This is a genomic window from Planococcus daihaiensis (assembly GCF_049262615.1).
Taxonomy (GTDB): Bacteria; Bacillota; Bacilli; order Bacillales_A; family Planococcaceae; genus Planococcus.
On sequence record NZ_CP175504.1, the window covers coordinates 2,800,078 to 2,817,468 of the forward strand.

At 47.4% G+C, this 17,391-nt stretch carries 9 protein-coding genes, 20 tRNA genes and 3 rRNA genes; 29 read left to right on the top strand and 3 right to left on the bottom strand.

Going from position 1 to position 17,391, the window contains the following annotated elements:
• The first annotated feature begins 88 nt into the window (after window positions 1–88).
• Window positions 89–463: a S1 domain-containing post-transcriptional regulator GSP13 gene (gene yugI / locus DHX103_RS13835; RefSeq protein WP_422122830.1), complete on the top strand. Its 375-nt coding sequence runs from the start codon at window positions 89–91 to the stop codon at window positions 461–463.
• Between the two features lie 25 nt (window positions 464–488).
• Here yugI and DHX103_RS13840 read toward each other — a convergent pair whose 3' ends face one another.
• Window positions 489–1,805, bottom strand: coding sequence for a sigma 54-interacting transcriptional regulator (locus DHX103_RS13840; protein WP_422122831.1), 1,317 nt, complete (start codon window positions 1,803–1,805; stop codon window positions 489–491).
• A 140-nt stretch (window positions 1,806–1,945) separates the two neighbouring features.
• Here DHX103_RS13840 and pruA point away from each other — a divergent pair, with 140 nt between their 5' ends.
• From pruA to DHX103_RS13860, 4 genes are all read left to right on the top strand, one after another.
• A complete protein-coding gene (gene pruA, locus DHX103_RS13845; protein WP_422122832.1) occupies window positions 1,946–3,490 on the top strand; it encodes an L-glutamate gamma-semialdehyde dehydrogenase in 1,545 nt (514 codons plus the stop codon).
• A gap of 73 nt (window positions 3,491–3,563) precedes the next feature.
• Window positions 3,564–4,757, top strand: a complete 1,194-nt coding sequence (locus DHX103_RS13850) for an ornithine--oxo-acid transaminase (protein WP_422122833.1) — start codon at window positions 3,564–3,566, stop codon at window positions 4,755–4,757.
• A gap of 82 nt (window positions 4,758–4,839) precedes the next feature.
• A complete protein-coding gene (locus tag DHX103_RS13855; protein WP_422122834.1) occupies window positions 4,840–6,084 on the top strand; it encodes a Glu/Leu/Phe/Val family dehydrogenase in 1,245 nt (414 codons plus the stop codon).
• Window positions 6,085–6,196: 112 nt separating this feature from the next.
• Window positions 6,197–7,360, top strand: a complete 1,164-nt coding sequence (locus DHX103_RS13860; protein ID WP_422122835.1) for an iron-containing alcohol dehydrogenase — start codon at window positions 6,197–6,199, stop codon at window positions 7,358–7,360.
• Window positions 7,361–7,395: 35 nt separating this feature from the next.
• Here the strand turns inward: DHX103_RS13860 and DHX103_RS13865 are convergent, their stop codons facing one another.
• Window positions 7,396–8,133, bottom strand: coding sequence for an MgtC/SapB family protein (locus tag DHX103_RS13865; protein ID WP_422122836.1), 738 nt, complete (start codon window positions 8,131–8,133; stop codon window positions 7,396–7,398).
• A 112-nt stretch (window positions 8,134–8,245) separates the two neighbouring features.
• On the opposite strand from DHX103_RS13865, the gene DHX103_RS13870 reads away from it, so the two are divergent.
• From DHX103_RS13870 to DHX103_RS13985, 24 genes are all read left to right on the top strand, one after another.
• Window positions 8,246–9,148, top strand: a complete 903-nt coding sequence (locus tag DHX103_RS13870; RefSeq protein WP_422122837.1) for a DMT family transporter — start codon at window positions 8,246–8,248, stop codon at window positions 9,146–9,148.
• 289 nt (window positions 9,149–9,437) lie between these two features.
• A 16S ribosomal RNA gene (locus tag DHX103_RS13875) occupies window positions 9,438–10,988 on the top strand.
• Window positions 10,989–11,201: 213 nt separating this feature from the next.
• A 23S ribosomal RNA gene (locus DHX103_RS13880) occupies window positions 11,202–14,136 on the top strand.
• A 147-nt stretch (window positions 14,137–14,283) separates the two neighbouring features.
• Window positions 14,284–14,399 (top strand): 5S ribosomal RNA (rrf, locus tag DHX103_RS13885).
• Together the 16S, 23S and 5S rRNA genes with 20 tRNA genes alongside form the textbook arrangement of a ribosomal RNA operon.
• Window positions 14,400–14,408: 9 nt before the next feature.
• Window positions 14,409–14,484 (top strand) — tRNA-Val (locus DHX103_RS13890).
• A gap of 13 nt (window positions 14,485–14,497) precedes the next feature.
• Window positions 14,498–14,573: transfer RNA gene (locus tag DHX103_RS13895), tRNA-Thr, on the top strand.
• Between the two features lie 10 nt (window positions 14,574–14,583).
• Window positions 14,584–14,659 (top strand) — tRNA-Lys (locus DHX103_RS13900).
• Between the two features lie 21 nt (window positions 14,660–14,680).
• A tRNA-Leu gene (locus DHX103_RS13905) sits at window positions 14,681–14,765 on the top strand.
• 7 nt (window positions 14,766–14,772) lie between these two features.
• Window positions 14,773–14,847, top strand: a tRNA-Gly gene (locus DHX103_RS13910).
• A 27-nt stretch (window positions 14,848–14,874) separates the two neighbouring features.
• Window positions 14,875–14,963 (top strand) — tRNA-Leu (locus DHX103_RS13915).
• 35 nt (window positions 14,964–14,998) lie between these two features.
• A tRNA-Arg gene (locus DHX103_RS13920) sits at window positions 14,999–15,075 on the top strand.
• Between the two features lie 26 nt (window positions 15,076–15,101).
• Window positions 15,102–15,178 (top strand) — tRNA-Pro (locus DHX103_RS13925).
• A 7-nt stretch (window positions 15,179–15,185) separates the two neighbouring features.
• A tRNA-Ala gene (locus DHX103_RS13930) sits at window positions 15,186–15,261 on the top strand.
• A gap of 19 nt (window positions 15,262–15,280) precedes the next feature.
• Window positions 15,281–15,354, top strand: a tRNA-Met gene (locus DHX103_RS13935).
• An 8-nt stretch (window positions 15,355–15,362) separates the two neighbouring features.
• Window positions 15,363–15,439 (top strand) — tRNA-Ile (locus tag DHX103_RS13940).
• 14 nt (window positions 15,440–15,453) lie between these two features.
• Window positions 15,454–15,546 (top strand) — tRNA-Ser (locus tag DHX103_RS13945).
• A gap of 42 nt (window positions 15,547–15,588) precedes the next feature.
• Window positions 15,589–15,665 (top strand) — tRNA-Met (locus DHX103_RS13950).
• A gap of 3 nt (window positions 15,666–15,668) precedes the next feature.
• Window positions 15,669–15,744 (top strand) — tRNA-Asp (locus DHX103_RS13955).
• Window positions 15,745–15,762: 18 nt separating this feature from the next.
• A tRNA-Phe gene (locus DHX103_RS13960) sits at window positions 15,763–15,838 on the top strand.
• A 6-nt stretch (window positions 15,839–15,844) separates the two neighbouring features.
• Window positions 15,845–15,918, top strand: a tRNA-Gly gene (locus DHX103_RS13965).
• Between the two features lie 18 nt (window positions 15,919–15,936).
• Window positions 15,937–16,013 (top strand) — tRNA-Ile (locus DHX103_RS13970).
• A gap of 1 nt (window position 16,014) precedes the next feature.
• Window positions 16,015–16,089: transfer RNA gene (locus tag DHX103_RS13975), tRNA-Asn, on the top strand.
• A 4-nt stretch (window positions 16,090–16,093) separates the two neighbouring features.
• Window positions 16,094–16,184, top strand: a tRNA-Ser gene (locus DHX103_RS13980).
• A gap of 6 nt (window positions 16,185–16,190) precedes the next feature.
• Window positions 16,191–16,262, top strand: a tRNA-Glu gene (locus DHX103_RS13985).
• A 201-nt stretch (window positions 16,263–16,463) separates the two neighbouring features.
• On the opposite strand, the gene DHX103_RS13990 is transcribed toward DHX103_RS13985, so the two are convergent.
• Entirely contained in the window at window positions 16,464–17,375 is a 912-nt protein-coding gene (locus DHX103_RS13990) for a 1,4-dihydroxy-2-naphthoate polyprenyltransferase (RefSeq protein WP_422122838.1), read from the bottom strand.
• Window positions 17,376–17,391 lie beyond the last annotated feature (16 nt).

The following is a 17,391-nucleotide window of genomic DNA, read 5'->3' on the forward strand; positions in this document are numbered from 1 at the left end:
TTTTACGCAGCCCATCTTTCTGTGCTATAATATACAGATGCCAATAGGTGTATAGGATAATTCAGACAAGAGTAGGAGCGGGTAGAACATGACAAAGACATATCAAACAGGTGACACAGTAGCAGGTAAAGTAACAGGAATCCAGCCATACGGGGCTTTTGTTGCACTCGACGAGCAAACTCAAGGTTTGGTCCATATCTCAGAAATCACTCACGGTTACGTAAAAGAAGTAAGTGAGTATTTGGAAGTCGGACAAGAAGTTGACGTGAAAGTTTTGGAAGTTGATGAAAAATCTAAAAAAATCAGCCTTTCAATCCGCGCGTTACAGGAGCAGCCACCAGCAGCTCAGCGTACTGAAAAACCAAAACAATCTCTTCAGTCACATGTAAACGAAAGTGATTCTGAAGGATTCAACTCATTGAAAGATAAAATGCAAGAGTGGATCAAGCGTTCTGGACAGTAATTAAATAAAAAAATGAAGGGCAGACTCAGGTCTGCCCTTCATTTTTTTTTATTTTCCGTAAACGGTACTGCAAATTCTGGCGGCTCATGCCGAGTGCGGCGGCTGCTTTTGTGACATTGCCATTATGCAGGTCCATCGCTTTTTGCAAATAATAAATTTCGGCCTCAAACAAATACTCTTCAAGTGGCAGCAAATCCTTGTTTGATTGGACGATGAAATCTTCCGGTTTATGCGTTCCTGTTTTTTCGGTTTTCATTTTAAAATGATACGGCAGCAGGTCCACGCCTACCACTTCTTCGGTTGTCAGCAGGGAAGTGATCTCGTCGAGCAGCAACTCCAGCTCTTTCAGATTTCCTGGCCAGTCATAGGATAATAATAATTTTTCCACCTGTGGGTCCACGTGCCTTACCATGGAGCCGAACTTCATCCGGTGCCGCGAAAAATAATCAAGCACAAATGGAATGATATCTTCTTTTCTCCGGCGAAGGGGCTGAATCGGAATCGCCATGGCAGAAAAGAAATAATACAACTCCTTCAGCAGCTTCTGGCCTGAAATCAATTCCACCGGATCTTCGCCGACGCTGGCGATAAAGTACGTGTCACTGCCGGAATGCGCTTTCACCATTTCCAGCAATTTTTGCTGCATCGGCAAGTTCAGCATATCAATTCTTTCGCAATACACTGTGCCGTCCGCCTTCTTTTTCATTTCCTCAGACACCTGTTCAATCGAACGGACCGTTGTGCCATGCGAAAAGAGAACCGACATCTCGGCCGATGCATCTGCATGTGCCCGGTGAATTGCTTCGGCGATCAGCTCTTTGCCGGTGCCGGATTCCCCGACCAATAAAACAGGGAGTTTGGCCAACGCCGCTTTTTCGGCTGTGGCGATCACTTTTTTCATGCTGTCCGAAACAGCCGTGATGCTATTGAACGTGATCGGTTCTTCGTATTTTTTCAATGGCTGGTAGACGACCCTCTCCAACGTGGTGACATCCCTGGCCAACTCGATTGCACCGATTAAGAGACCGTTTTCGACAACGGGATAGGTGTCATTGATCGTTGTAATTTCCTGCCCTTTGCGGTTCCAATAAGTCTGTTTGGAATTGAGTACAGGGGAACCACTTTGCAAAACTTTCAGCAACGTGCTTTCTTCCTGGTCGAATCGGAACATTTCAAGCAGCGATCGATCCGCTAATTCTTCAAAATCAAATCCTTCGATATCTTTCATTTTTTTATTGTATAAAATGGTTTTTCCTTTGGTATCGACAGCGTGTACGCCTACTGCCACGTGCTCTGAAGCGAATTTATAGAATGGTTCCAAGTCCAGTTTCACTTGCTTCACATTAGCCACCTCAAAGTTTTTTTAATTTTTCAAATGAAATCACTTGAATTATGCAGAGATCTTTTGCATTATTATAAGTGGAAACGCTTTAAAAGTGCAAATATTTTTTGCACTAAAACCTATTCAAGGAGGATTTATCTATGATTCCCTACAAACACGAACCATTCACAGATTTCTCGATCGACAAGAACCGCAACGATTATTTGGAAGGCATGAAAACTGTCGAAGCTTATCTTGGGCAGGACTATCCGCTAATCATCGGTGGAGAACGTGTAACGACTGAAGATAAAATTGTGTCATTCAATCCTTCCAATAGAGAAGAGACTATTGGACGCGTTTCAAAATCAAACAAAGATTTGGCTGAAAAAGCAATGCAAAGCGCTGATGAAGCCTTTAAAACTTGGAAAAAAGTAAAACCGGAAGTGCGTGCTGACGTATTGTTCAGAGCAGCTGCAATTATCCGCCGCCGCAAACACGAATTCTCGGCGTTATTGACAAAAGAAGCTGGGAAGCCTTGGAACGAAGCGGATGCAGATACTGCTGAAGCGATCGATTTCCTTGAATACTACGGCCGCCAAATGCTGCGCCTGAAAGATGGTATGCATGTTGAAAGCCGTCCAGGCGAATACAATCGTTACGATTACATTCCGCTTGGAGTAGGCGTGGTCATTTCACCTTGGAACTTCGCATTTGCCATCATGGCAGGTACGACGGCTGCAGCGATGGTTGCAGGAAACACAGTGCTGCTAAAACCGGCATCTACAACTCCGGTTGTTGCTTATAAATTTATTGAAGTTTTAGAAGAAGCGGGCATGCCAAAAGGCGTTGTCAACTTTATCCCGGGGCCTGGTTCTGAAGTGGGCGACTACCTGGTTGATCACCCGAACACGCGCTTCATCTCATTCACTGGTTCAAAAGAAGTCGGGCTTCGCATTGCAGACCGTTCTTCAAAAGTGAATGAAGGGCAAATCTGGATGAAACGCCTGATTGCTGAAATGGGCGGCAAGAACACAATGGTCATTGATTCTGATGGAGACCTTGAACTTGGCGCACAAGCAATCGTGAAATCGGCATTCGGTTTCAGCGGACAGAAATGTTCTGCGGGATCCCGTGCCGTAATCGTGGGAGATGCATACGATCAAGTTCTTGAGCGTGTCATCGAATTGACGAAAGAATTGACGATCGGTGATCCGGTTGATCAAAACAATTACATGGGGCCAGTCATTGACGGCAACTCCTATAAAAAAATCATGGATTACATCGAAATCGGCAAAGGCGAAGGCCGCTTGGTTGCTGGTGGAGACGGGGACGACTCGAAAGGTTTCTTCGTAAACCCAACAGTTTTCGCTGACCTTGATCCGAAAGCGCGTATCATGCAGGAAGAAATCTTCGGGCCGGTTGTCGGCTTGACGAAAGCGAAAGATTTCAAAGAAGCGATCGCAATCGCTAACAACACGGAATATGGATTGACTGGCGCAGTTGTCACCAACAACCGTGAACACCTTGAATATGCGCGCGAAGAATTCCATGTTGGTAATCTGTACTTCAACCGTGGATGCACAGGCGCAATCGTCGGGTACCAATCATTCGGAGGATTCAATATGTCCGGAACCGACTCAAAAGCGGGCGGACCAGATTATATCGGTCTTCATATGCAAGCAAAAATCACTTCTGAAATGTTCTAAAAGCATTAAAGGATCTAAATATCATTGAAAAGGCAGACTGCACGTCTGCCTTTTTCAAAAGGAGGAATTTTGAATGACAAAAACACTGGACATCATCAAACAGACGGAAAAATACGGTGCACCGAACTACCATCCGCTGCCAATCGTCATCGCTGAAGCTGAAGGGGTATGGGTAAAAGATCCGGAAGGCAATAAATTCATGGATATGCTATCAGCGTATTCAGCTGTCAACCAGGGACACAGACATCCGAAAATCATCCAGGCGCTGAAAGATCAAGCCGATCGAGTGACGTTAACTTCCCGCGCATTCCACAACGACATGCTGGCACCGTGGTATGAAATGATCTGCAAATTGTCCGGAAAAGAAATGGCATTGCCGATGAACACCGGCGCTGAAGCAGTAGAAACAGCTGTAAAAGCAGCTCGCCGCTGGGCATATAACGTTAAAGGCGTAGAAGAAAACAAAGCAGAAATCATTGCATGTGAAGGGAACTTTCACGGTCGCACGATGACTGCAGTTTCGTTGTCATCCGATCCGGATTACCGTAAAGGCTTCGGTCCGATGCTTCCTGGCATCAATATTGTTCCTTATGGCGATCTGGAAGCTTTGAAAAATGCCATTACACCAAATACTGCTGCATTCCTGATCGAACCGATTCAGGGGGAGGCTGGAATTATTATTCCACCACCAGGATTCATGAAAGCTGCCAGAGAACTTTGCCGCGAAAACAATGTATTGTTCATAGCCGATGAAATTCAGGCAGGACTTGCGCGTACCGGGAAAATGTTTGCTTGCGAATGGGAAGACGTAAACCCCGACATGTACATCCTGGGTAAAGCACTTGGTGGTGGCGTATTCCCAATTTCCTGTGTAGTTGCGGACAATGAAGTTCTGGGTGTATTCAATCCAGGTTCTCACGGATCGACATTTGGCGGTAATCCTCTGGCTTGTGCCGTATCCATTGCGTCACTTAAGGTTTTGCAGGACGAAAAGCTTGCAGAGCGTTCTTTGGAACTCGGTGAATACTTCATGAACCAATTGAAAGAAATTTCACATCCATCCATTAAAGAAGTTCGCGGCCGCGGATTGTTCATCGGTATGGAATTAAATGAAGCTGCCCGCCCTTATTGCGAAGAATTAAAAGAGCTTGGTTTATTGTGCAAAGAAACCCATGATACAGTTATCCGTTTTGCACCACCGCTGATTATCAGCAAAGAAGAACTTGATTGGGCGCTGGAGCGGATTCGCAAGGTGTTTTCGAAATAAGGTGTTTGTAGCAAAGCAATCTCTTATTGTGTTACACTGAAGGCGGAGTAATTACTAAAATACAAAGAGGCGAACTTAAAAAATGGCTGAAAACCTGAACTTGTTGACGTCGACACAAAACGTAATCAAAATTGCATTGGAAAAGCTTGGATACGAAGATTCGATGTACGAACTTTTGAAGGAGCCTATGCGAATAATGGAAGTCCGTATTCCTGTTCGCATGGATGATGGAGTAACGAAGGTATTTACCGGTTTTCGTGCACAGCACAACGACGCTGTAGGTCCTACTAAGGGAGGCGTACGTTTCCACCCGGATGTCAACCGCGATGAAGTTATTGCCCTTTCCATGTGGATGACTTTGAAATGTGGGATTGTCGATCTTCCTTACGGAGGCGGTAAAGGCGGAATCATTTGTGATCCGCGTGAAATGTCCATGTACGAAATCGAAAAGTTGAGTCGCGGTTATGTCCGTGCCATCAGCCAGATTGTTGGACCGAACAAAGATATTCCGGCCCCTGACGTTTTCACGAACTCTCAGATCATGGCTTGGATGTTCGATGAATACAGTAAAATTGATGAATTCAATTCACCTGGCTTCATTACAGGGAAACCGATTGTTCTCGGTGGATCACAAGGGCGCGATAAAGCTACTGCCCAGGGCGTAACAATCGTCATCAATGAAGCTGCTAAAAAACGCGGCCTCGATATGCAGGGTGCACGTATTGTGATTCAAGGATTCGGTAATGCCGGAAGCTTCCTGGCAAAATTCCTTCATGACTCTGGAGCTAAAGTTGTCGGGATATCCGATGCATACGGAGCATTGCATGATCCGAACGGTTTGGATATCGATTATCTTCTTGACCGCCGTGATAGTTTCGGAATGGTGACAAACCTCTTTGACAACACAATTACAAACAAAGAGCTGTTTGAACTCGATTGCGATATCCTTGTGCCGGCTGCAATCGCCAACCAGATCACGGCAGAAAATGCCGATGATATCAAAGCATCTATTGTAGTTGAAGCGGCCAACGGTCCAACTACTGCAGAAGCTACGAAAATGCTGACAGATCGAGGCATCCTATTGGTTCCTGACGTACTGGCCAGTGCCGGCGGTGTTACTGTTTCCTATTTCGAATGGGTGCAGAACAACCAGGGCTATTATTGGACACAGGAAGAAGTGGACGAAAAACTTAACAAGAAGTTAGTTGATGCTTTCGAAAACATCTATAATGTGGCGACTACACGAAATATCGACATGCGTCTCGCTGCATATATGGTGGGTGCCCGCAGAACCGCAGAAGCTGCACGCTTCCGTGGTTGGGTATAAACTACTCGAAAAAACCGCTTGGATCTATATCCAAAGCGGTTTTTTGGTCCAAATTTTTGCAATTGAAAAAGAGAAGCTACATAATAATGAAGTATAGGAGGATGATCAATAGATGAATAAATTCACTTTTTACAATCCGGTAAAATTGATTTTTGGCAAAGGCCAACTCGAGGCCATTGGCACTGAACTTCCGAAATTAGGTAAAAAAGTCCTTGTCGTTTATGGCGGTGGCAGCATCAAAAAGAATGGTTTGTACGACGAAGTTATGGACACCCTCGCTTCAGCAAACCTGGAAGTTTTTGAATTGGCAGGGGTAGAACCCAACCCGCGTTTATCCACAGCGAAAAAAGGGATAGAAATTTGTAAGAAAGAAAATATTGATATGCTGCTGGCTGTTGGTGGCGGTTCGGTCATTGATTGCACAAAACTAATTGCTTCAGGAGCGAAATACGACGGGGATGCGTGGGATTTTGTTACCCGGAAAGCACAACCAAAAGAAGCCTTGCCATTTGGCGCGGTTTTAACACTCGCAGCCACCGGTTCAGAAATGAATGCCGGGTCGGTTATTACTAATGAAGAAACACAAGAAAAATATGGATGGGGAAGCCCGTTTTCATTCCCGAAATTTTCGGTTCTGGATCCTACATATACAATGTCGGTGCCGGAAGACCAGACTGCTTATGGAATTGTTGACATGATGTCTCATATGTTCGAGCAATATTTCCATAATGCCGAAAATACACCTGTTCAAGATCAGATGATTGAAGGCGTATTGCGGGCAGTCATCGAAACGGGTCCAAAATTGATGGAAGACCTGCAAAGCTATGAACACAGAGAGACCATTCTTTTTGCGGGAACTATGGGATTAAATAACTTCCTGCAGATGGGCTATAACGGAGACTGGGCAACACACAATATTGAGCATGCAGTTTCGGCAGTTTACGATATTCCACATGCAGGTGGTCTGGCTATCTTATTCCCTCACTGGATGCGCCACAATGTAAAAGTGAACCCTGCAAGATTTGCTCAATTGGCAATCCGTGTATTTGCTGTTGACAGTGCAGGAAAAACAGAAGAAGAGACGGCACTTGAAGGCATCGATCGTTTGTCAGCATTCTGGACTTCATTGGGTGCGCCATCGCGGCTTGAGGATTATAAAATCGATGATTCTAATTTTGAATCCATCATTGAAAAAACTCTTGTGTACGGCGAGTTTGGGAACTTCAACAAACTCAACGATGAAGATGTTCGTGAAATCCTTCAGGCATCTGTATAAAAAAACTGCTTGAGCCGACTTGGCTCAAGCAGTTTTTAATTTGTAATGTTGATATCCACCTGTTCTACGTATTCGATATCGTAAATATCCTGATATAAATCCAGAGTATCTTTTTCCTGCAAGTAAGAAACTCTGACCTCGAGTTCGTGATAACCCGACCCGCTGCTCTTATCATTATCGGGATGAGTGATTGACATCCCTTCAATAAGGAGTCCTGATTCTTTAAGTTCCTTGATAACGGGCTTGATATAGCTTCTTTCCGCTATGAATATTTTTAAATTCGCTTCGGTGAGTCGGAGACGAGAAGGTCCAAGCTTATTAAGAATGGGAGGCAATAATTCTATTGCGATCAATACAATTAAGACAGCAAGCGCCGCTTCCAGATAAAATCCGGCTGCGACCGATATCCCGATTCCTCCAGCTCCCCATATCATTGCAGCAGTCGTCAAACCGGAAATAGAATCGTTGCCTCGCTTCAATATGACGCCGGCTCCCAGAAAACCGATTCCGGAAACAATTTGTGCTGCCAAGCGCAGAGGATCCATTGTGATATTGACATTTTCGTATTCACTGCCCTGAGCGATATAAGCAGACTCGATGGAAATGATAGTGAGCAGGCAACTGAACGTGGAAATGACAACACTCGTTTTCAAACCCACCGGCTTACGTTTAAGCTCGCGTTCCAAACCGATAACCAAACTAAGTCCGGCAGCAATAAGAAGTTTAAGGAATGTTTCTAATGAGGAAATTTGAAAGGCACTGAAAAATTCCAAAAATAAAACCCCCAATCTTTTTTCTTGTTGCTTCTATATGTAAGGCATGCCAAACTAAACGGTAATGATTTATTCAGAAATTGAAATCAAAATAATATTTTGAGGTGCCGACATGGAAAAACCAGCAATCCATCCATACATACCAATTATCGTAGGAGTCATATCGGTAGCAATGTCAGCAATCTTTGTGAAAATGACTACAGCAGATTCAGGTGTGACCGCTTTTTACCGGATGTTATTTTCGATATTAATTATGAGTCCGCTATTCTTTTTAAAATATACCCATGAAATGAAAAAACTAAGCAAACGGGATTGGGTCTTTACATCTATTGCTGGAATTTTTTTAGCTTTTCATTTCATATTGTGGTTTGAATCGTTGAACTATACTTCAGTTGCGAGCTCAACCGTGCTGGTTACACTGCAGCCATTGTTTGCTTTTGCTGGAACCTACTTTTTCTTTAAGGAACGTTTATCCGTGAAAACTATTGTGTCCGCTTTGATAGCTATTGGCGGTAGTGTCCTCATTGCATACGGCGATTTCAAAATAAGTGGTGCTGCATTATTTGGAGATATTCTTGCTTTAATTGCATGTGCTTTGATAACTGCATATTTATTGTTCGGGCAAGACGTTCGAAAGCGATTATCACTCATGACCTATACTTTTGTAGTTTATGGCGTAAGTACAATAACATTATTCTTCTATATAATTATTAAAGGCGAATCATTTGGACCCTATCCTCCACAAGAATGGATGTGGTTTTTACTTTTGGCATTAATCCCAAATTTATTCGGACACACATTATTTAATTGGGCGCTGAAGTGGGTGAGTACCAATGTGATTTCAATCGCAATTCTCTTTGAACCGATCGGCGCAGCAATCCTAGCGTTTTTTATATTGGGAGAGTTGTTAAGTGCCAGTCAGATTATCGGAGGGATTATAGTGTTGACGGGTATTCTTTTCTTTATAATTGATTATGAAAAAATTAAAAGAGTCTTTTATAAGGTTTTCCCTTGATTTTTTCTCTCAGGCGGTTTATATTAATACATGTCCTTAAAACAACTCGATAAAATATTTTAAAATAGTATTGACTTCGAGTCGTAAACAAGATATATTAATAAAGTCGCCAATGAGCGCGGCGTTATGATTTGAACCTTGAAAACTGAACAGCAAAACGTCAACAAACAGCAACGGCCGCGCAAAACGGCCCGCGCAAACTTACTGATCAGCATCACGCAGATCAAAGCGAATCGTGCGTCTTTTAGACCGCGATGCGCCAGCAAGTATTTGAGCAATCAACTACTCTATAATGGAGAGTTTGATCCTGGCTCAGGACGAACGCTGGCGGCATGCCTAATACATGCAAGTCGAGCGGAACCTTGGGAGCTTGCTCCCTTGGTTCAGCGGCGGACGGGTGAGTAACACGTGGGCAACCTGCCCTGCAGATCGGGATAACTCCGGGAAACCGGTGCTAATACCGAATAGTTTGCGGCCTCTCCTGAGGCTGCACGGAAAGACGGTTTCGGCTGTCACTGCAGGATGGGCCCGCGGCGCATTAGCTAGTTGGTGGGGTAATGGCCCACCAAGGCGACGATGCGTAGCCGACCTGAGAGGGTGATCGGCCACACTGGGACTGAGACACGGCCCAGACTCCTACGGGAGGCAGCAGTAGGGAATCTTCCGCAATGGACGCAAGTCTGACGGAGCAATGCCGCGTGAGTGACGAAGGTTTTCGGATCGTAAAACTCTGTTGTGAGGGAAGAACAAGTACCAACTAACTACTGGTACCTTGACGGTACCTCACCAGAAAGCCACGGCTAACTACGTGCCAGCAGCCGCGGTAATACGTAGGTGGCAAGCGTTGTCCGGAATTATTGGGCGTAAAGCGCGCGCAGGCGGTCCCTTAAGTCTGATGTGAAAGCCCACGGCTCAACCGTGGAGGGTCATTGGAAACTGGGGGACTTGAGTGCAGAAGAGGAAAGTGGAATTCCATGTGTAGCGGTGAAATGCGTAGAGATGTGGAGGAACACCAGTGGCGAAGGCGACTTTCTGGTCTGTAACTGACGCTGAGGCGCGAAAGCGTGGGGAGCAAACAGGATTAGATACCCTGGTAGTCCACGCCGTAAACGATGAGTGCTAAGTGTTAGGGGGTTTCCGCCCCTTAGTGCTGCAGCTAACGCATTAAGCACTCCGCCTGGGGAGTACGGCCGCAAGGCTGAAACTCAAAGGAATTGACGGGGGCCCGCACAAGCGGTGGAGCATGTGGTTTAATTCGAAGCAACGCGAAGAACCTTACCAGGTCTTGACATCCCGCTGACCGCCCTGGAGACAGGGCTTTCCCTTCGGGGACAGCGGTGACAGGTGGTGCATGGTTGTCGTCAGCTCGTGTCGTGAGATGTTGGGTTAAGTCCCGCAACGAGCGCAACCCTTGATCTTAGTTGCCAGCATTCAGTTGGGCACTCTAAGGTGACTGCCGGTGACAAACCGGAGGAAGGTGGGGATGACGTCAAATCATCATGCCCCTTATGACCTGGGCTACACACGTGCTACAATGGACGGTACAAAGGGTAGCCAACCCGCGAGGGGGAGCCAATCCCAGAAAACCGTTCTCAGTTCGGATTGCAGGCTGCAACTCGCCTGCATGAAGCCGGAATCGCTAGTAATCGTGGATCAGCATGCCACGGTGAATACGTTCCCGGGCCTTGTACACACCGCCCGTCACACCACGAGAGTTTGTAACACCCGAAGTCGGTGAGGTAACCATTCGTGGAGCCAGCCGCCGAAGGTGGGACGGATGATTGGGGTGAAGTCGTAACAAGGTAGCCGTATCGGAAGGTGCGGCTGGATCACCTCCTTTCTAAGGATATTATCGGAAGCCAGACCTGCGGGTTTGGCGTTGACGTTTTGCGTTCAGTTTTGAAGGTTCACCTGCAGGCGATGCCTGGTGGCGTGACTTTCAACACTTGTTCTTTGAAAACTGGATAAAACGACATTGAAACAAAACGAAACAAGCGATTCATGAAGTGACACGATCACCAATCGGTGATCAACTTTTTAACAGAACCAACTTGGTTAAGTTAGGAAGGGCGCACGGTGGATGCCTTGGCACTAGGAGCCGAAGAAGGACGGCACTAACACCGATATGCTCCGGGGAGCTGTAAGTGAGCATTGATCCGGAGATTTCCGAATGGGGAAACCCGCTGCCTGTAATGGGGCAGTATCCATGTGTGAATTCATAACACATGCGAAGGCACACCCAGGGAACTGAAACATCTAAGTACCTGGAGGAAGAGAAAGCAAATGCGATTCCCTGAGTAGCGGCGAGCGAAACGGGAACAGCCCAAACCAAGAGGCTTGCCTCTTGGGGTTTGTAGGACACTCTATACGGAGTTACAAAAGAACGCGTTAGGCGAAGCGACCTGGAACGGTCCGCGATACCGGGTAACAGCCCCGTAGCCGAAAGTGTGTTCCCTCCAGAGTGGATCCTGAGTACGGCGGAACACGTGAAATTCCGTCGGAATCCGGGAGGACCATCTCCCAAGGCTAAATACTCCCTAGTGACCGATAGTGAACCAGTACCGTGAGGGAAAGGTGAAAAGCACCCCGGAAGGGGAGTGAAATAGATCCTGAAACCGTGTGCCTAAAGTAGTCAGAGCCCGTTAATGGGTGATGGCGTGCCTTTGTAGAATGAACCGGCGAGTTACGATTGCATGCAAGGTTAAGGTGAGAAGCCGGAGCCGCAGCGAAAGCGAGTCTGAACAGGGCGACAGAGTATGCAGTTGTAGACCCGAAACCAGGTGATCTACCCATGTCCAGGGTGAAGGTAAGGTAACACTTACTGGAGGCCCGAACCCACGCACGTTGAAAAGTGCGGGGATGAGGTGTGGGTAGCGGAGAAATTCCAATCGAACCTGGAGATAGCTGGTTCTCTCCGAAATAGCTTTAGGGCTAGCCTCAATCTTTTAGAATCCTGGAGGTAGAGCACTGTTTGGACTAGGGGCCCATCCCGGGTTACCGAATTCAGACAAACTCCGAATGCCAGTGATTTATGATTGGGAGTCAGACTGCGAGTGATAAGATCCGTAGTCAAGAGGGAAACAGCCCAGACCACCAGCTAAGGTCCCCAAATATCCGTTAAGTGGAAAAAGGATGTGGCGTTGCTTAGACAACCAGGATGTTGGCTTAGAAGCAGCCATCATTTAAAGAGTGCGTAATAGCTCACTGGTCGAGTGACACTGCGCCGAAAATGTACCGGGGCTAAACGGATTACCGAAGCTGTGGATGGATCTCGCAAGAGATCCGTGGTAGGAGAGCGTTCTAAGGGCGTCGAAGCGGAACCGGAAGGATTCGTGGAGCGCTTAGAAGTGAGAATGCCGGTATGAGTAACGAAAGACGGGTGAGAATCCCGTCCACCGAATGCCCAAGGTTTCCTGAGGAAGGCTCGTCCGCTCAGGGTCAGTCGGGACCTAAGTCGAGGCCGATAGGCGTAGACGATGGACAACAGGTTGATATTCCTGTACCACCTCCCCGCCGTTTGAGCAATGGGGGGACGCAGAAGGATAAGGTGAGCGCGCCGTTGGTTGTGCGCGTCCAAGCAGTGAGGCGTGGAATGAGGCAAATCCCATTCCTGATACGTTGAGCTGTGATGGCAAGGGGCATTGTGCCCTGGAGTCCCTGATTTCACACTGCCAAGAAAAGCCTCTAGCGAGGCGGGAGGTGCCCGTACCGCAAACCGACACAGGTAGGCGAGAAGAGAATTCTAAGGTGAGCGAGTGAACTCTCGTTAAGGAACTCGGCAAAATGACCCCGTAACTTCGGGAGAAGGGGTGCTCTGGTAGGGTGTTACAGCCCGAGAGAGCCGCAGTGAATAGGCCCAGGCGACTGTTTAGCAAAAACACAGGTCTCTGCAAAACCGTAAGGTGACGTATAGGGGCTGACGCCTGCCCGGTGCTGGAAGGTTAAGGGAGTGCTTAGCGCAAGCGAAGGTGCGAACCGAAGCCCCAGTAAACGGCGGCCGTAACTATAACGGTCCTAAGGTAGCGAAATTCCTTGTCGGGTAAGTTCCGACCCGCACGAAAGGCGTAACGATCTGGGCACTGTCTCAACGAGAGACTCGGTGAAATTATAGTACCTGTGAAGATGCAGGTTACCCCGCGACAGGACGGAAAGACCCCGTGGAGCTTTACTGTAGCCTGATATTGAATTTTGGTGCAACTTGTACAGGATAGGTAGGAGCCAATGAACCCGGAGCGCCAGCTTCGGTGGAGGCGTCGGTGGGATACTACCCTGGTTGTATTGAACTTTAACCCGCACCCCTGATCGGGGTGGGAGACAGTGTCAGGCGGGCAGTTTGACTGGGGCGGTCGCCTCCTAAAGAGTAACGGAGGCGCCCAAAGGTTCCCTCAGAATGGTTGGAAATCATTCGCAGAGTGTAAAGGCAGAAGGGAGCTTGACTGCGAGACGTACAGGTCGAGCAGGGTCGAAAGACGGGCTTAGTGATCCGGTGGTTCCGCATGGAAGGGCCATCGCTCAACGGATAAAAGCTACCCCGGGGATAACAGGCTTATCTCCCCCAAGAGTCCACATCGACGGGGAGGTTTGGCACCTCGATGTCGGCTCATCGCATCCTGGGGCTGTAGTCGGTCCAAGGGTTGGGCTGTTCGCCCATTAAAGCGGTACGCGAGCTGGGTTCAGAACGTCGTGAGACAGTTCGGTCCCTATCCGTCGCGGGCGCAGGAAATTTGAGAGGAGCTGTCCTTAGTACGAGAGGACCGGGATGGACACACCGCTGGTGTACCAGTTGTTCCGCCAGGGGCATCGCTGGGTAGCTATGTGTGGCCGGGATAAGTGCTGAAAGCATCTAAGCACGAAGCCCCCCTCAAGATGAGATTTCCCATTGCGCAAGCAAGTAAGATCCCTCAAAGACGATGAGGTAGATAGGTTCGAGGTGGAAGCGTGGCGACACGTGCAGCTGACGAATACTAATCGATCGAGGACTTAACCAAATTCATTTCATGAAGCGCGAAGTTCGATCCGGATCAATGTCGTTTATCCAGTTTTGAAAGAATAAAAAGGCGGCAGGCTGCAAAAAAAGGGCTTGTAAAACTCGCCAGAGTTGCTATAATAAAACTTGTCTTTCAGAAAGAAAAAAGTCCAGTGACGATGGCAAAGAGGCCACACCCGTTCCCATCCCGAACACGGCAGTTAAGCTCTTTTGCGCCGATGGTAGTTGGGGGTTTCCCCCTGTGAGAGTAGGACGTCGCTGGGCATACATATTGGAGGATTAGCTCAGCTGGGAGAGCATCTGCCTTACAAGCAGAGGGTCGGCGGTTCGATCCCGTCATCCTCCACCATTTTTTCTCTTTCGCCGGAGTAGCTCAACTGGTAGAGCAACTGACTTGTAATCAGTAGGTTGAGGGTTCAAGTCCTTTCTCCGGCACCACTCATTGCATGAGCCATTAGCTCAGTTGGTAGAGCATCTGACTTTTAATCAGAGGGTCGAAGGTTCGAATCCTTCATGGCTCACCATTTTAATTTCATAATTGCCACGCGGGTGTGGCGGAACTGGCAGACGCACTAGACTTAGGATCTAGCGCCTTCGGGCGTGGGGGTTCGACTCCCTTCACCCGCACCATTTTTTTGCGGAAGTAGTTCAGTGGTAGAACGCCACCTTGCCAAGGTGGAGGTCGCGGGTTCGACCCCCGTCTTCCGCTCCAATTTTTTTGCAGACAAGCCGACCCTAAGCCGGGGTGGCGGAACTGGCAGACGCACAGGACTTAAAATCCTGCGGTAGGTGACTACCGTACCGGTTCGATTCCGGTCCTCGGCACCATTTGTTTGACAAAACCGAAACTTCATCATAACAATGCGCCCGTAGCTCAATTGGATAGAGTACTTGACTACGAATCAAGCGGTTAGAGGTTCGAGTCCTCTCGGGCGCGCCATATTTTCACATCCAGCAATGATAGTCCGGGAAGTAGCTCAGCTTGGTAGAGCACTTGGTTTGGGACCAAGGGGTCGCAGGTTCGAATCCTGTCTTCCCGACCATTTTCACGGGGCCTTAGCTCAGCTGGGAGAGCGCCTGCCTTGCACGCAGGAGGTCAGCGGTTCGATCCCGCTAGGCTCCACCAATTTATATTTAAAGATCCAGGCGGCGTAGCTCAGCTGGCTAGAGCGTACGGTTCATACCCGTGAGGTCGGGGGTTCGATCCCCTCTGCCGCCACTTTTTAAGGACCTTTAGCTCAGTTGGTTAGAGCAGACGGCTCATAACCGTCCGGTCGCAGGTTCGAGTCCTGCAAGGTCCACCACTATATATTATCTCGGAGGAATACCCAAGTTTGGCTGAAGGGATCGGTCTTGAAAACCGACAGGGGAGTCAAATCCCGCGGGGGTTCGAATCCCTCTTCCTCCTCCATATTTTTAAAAATGTATGTGGACAATTATTTAATACTATTATCGCGGGGTAGAGCAGTTCGGTAGCTCGTCGGGCTCATAACCCGGAGGTCGCAGGTTCAAATCCTGCCCCCGCAACCAAATGGTCCCGTGGTGTAGCGGTTAACATGCCTGCCTGTCACGCAGGAGATCGCCGGTTCGATCCCGGTCGGGACCGCCATTTTTATCAAAAAAATATGGGTCAGTAGCTCAGTCGGTAGAGCATTAGATTGAAGCTCTAAGTGTCGGCGGTTCGATTCCGTCCTGACCCACCATTTTTTGCGGGTGTAGTTTAGTGGTAAAACCTCAGCCTTCCAAGCTGATGATGGGGGTTCGATTCCCCCCACCCGCTCCATTATTTTTATAAAATAGTGGGCCTATAGCTCAGCTGGTTAGAGCGCACGCCTGATAAGCGTGAGGTCGATGGTTCGAGTCCATTTAGGCCCACCATTCCGAAGTAGCTCAGTGGTAGAGCACCGCACTGTTAATGCGATGGTCGTAGGTTCGAGTCCTACCTTCGGAGCCATACTGGGGAAGTACTCAAGTGGCTGAAGAGGCGCCCCTGCTAAGGGTGTAGGTCGGGCAACCGGCGCGAGGGTTCAAATCCCTCCTTCTCCGCCAGTAAATGGCCCCTTGGTCAAGCGGTTAAGACACCGCCCTTTCACGGCGGTAACACGGGTTCGAATCCCGTAGGGGTCATCAGAAATTAAAAAACGTCATGCATGAAAGTGCATGGCGTTTTTTTGTTTGAAAATTTTAGTCGTGATATTCTTCATCCTGAATTAACCAATTTACACAAAGGTTTAAACTTAAGATTATAGTTGTGAGAAGTGAAAAGCTCAAATTGTTTCATATGTATAGACATGAGAAAAGCACCTCTGAAAAGAGATGCTAATAATTTTAAATGATATGGCCTAACAATAAACCAATAGCCAATAGAAATGCAAAGAGTGTATTGGTTATCCCGGTATCTTTCATAGCGGGCATAACTTTTAATGGTTCGGTATGAATCTTGAAGATCCTAATAATTTTTACTGGTTTGATGACGCTGATGAAAACCAGTAGTGCCCAAGGTGTAATTATTCCAGATACCACAAGAATCAATATCCAAGCATAGGATAGAATGAAAAAGCCGAGAAGAATATTGACTGCTGCCGGTCTACCGGCAAGGATGGCCAAAGTTTTTCTTCCGCTTGCAGCATCACCAACAATATCTCTGATATTATTGGCCATCATGATTGCTGCGACCAAAAGAGTACTAGGAATTGCAAATAATATAGCGTCTACTGTAATTGATGTTGTTTGAATATAGAAGGCTATTATTACTATTAGGAAGCCCATGAACAATCCAGAGAATACCTCACCAAAAGGTGTATAGGCAATTGGATAAGGTCCTCCTGTGTATAAATAGCCAATAATCATCGCTACTCCTCCGACTACCAGAAGCCACCAACTGGTTTGCATACAGATGTAAATCCCTATAATTCCTGAGATTCCATAAAGAAGAAAAGCAAGTCCAAGAACTGTTTTGGGTTTTACTCCATTACGGACAATAGCGCCGCCAATTCCTACAGACTTTTCGTTATCAAGGCCCCTTGCAAAGTCATAATATTCGTTGAACATATTCGTTGCAGCCTGTATTAGAAGACTGGCAATAAGCATTGCGGAAAATAAAATCCAATCAATCTGAGTGTCTCTAATCGCAATCATCGTTCCTAAAAAAACTGGAGCAAAAGATGCTGTTAAAGTATGGGGGCGTGTTAATTGCCACCAGACTCGCCAGCCACTGTCCGCTTGTAAAGTTGTAGCCATATATTATCTCTCCTCT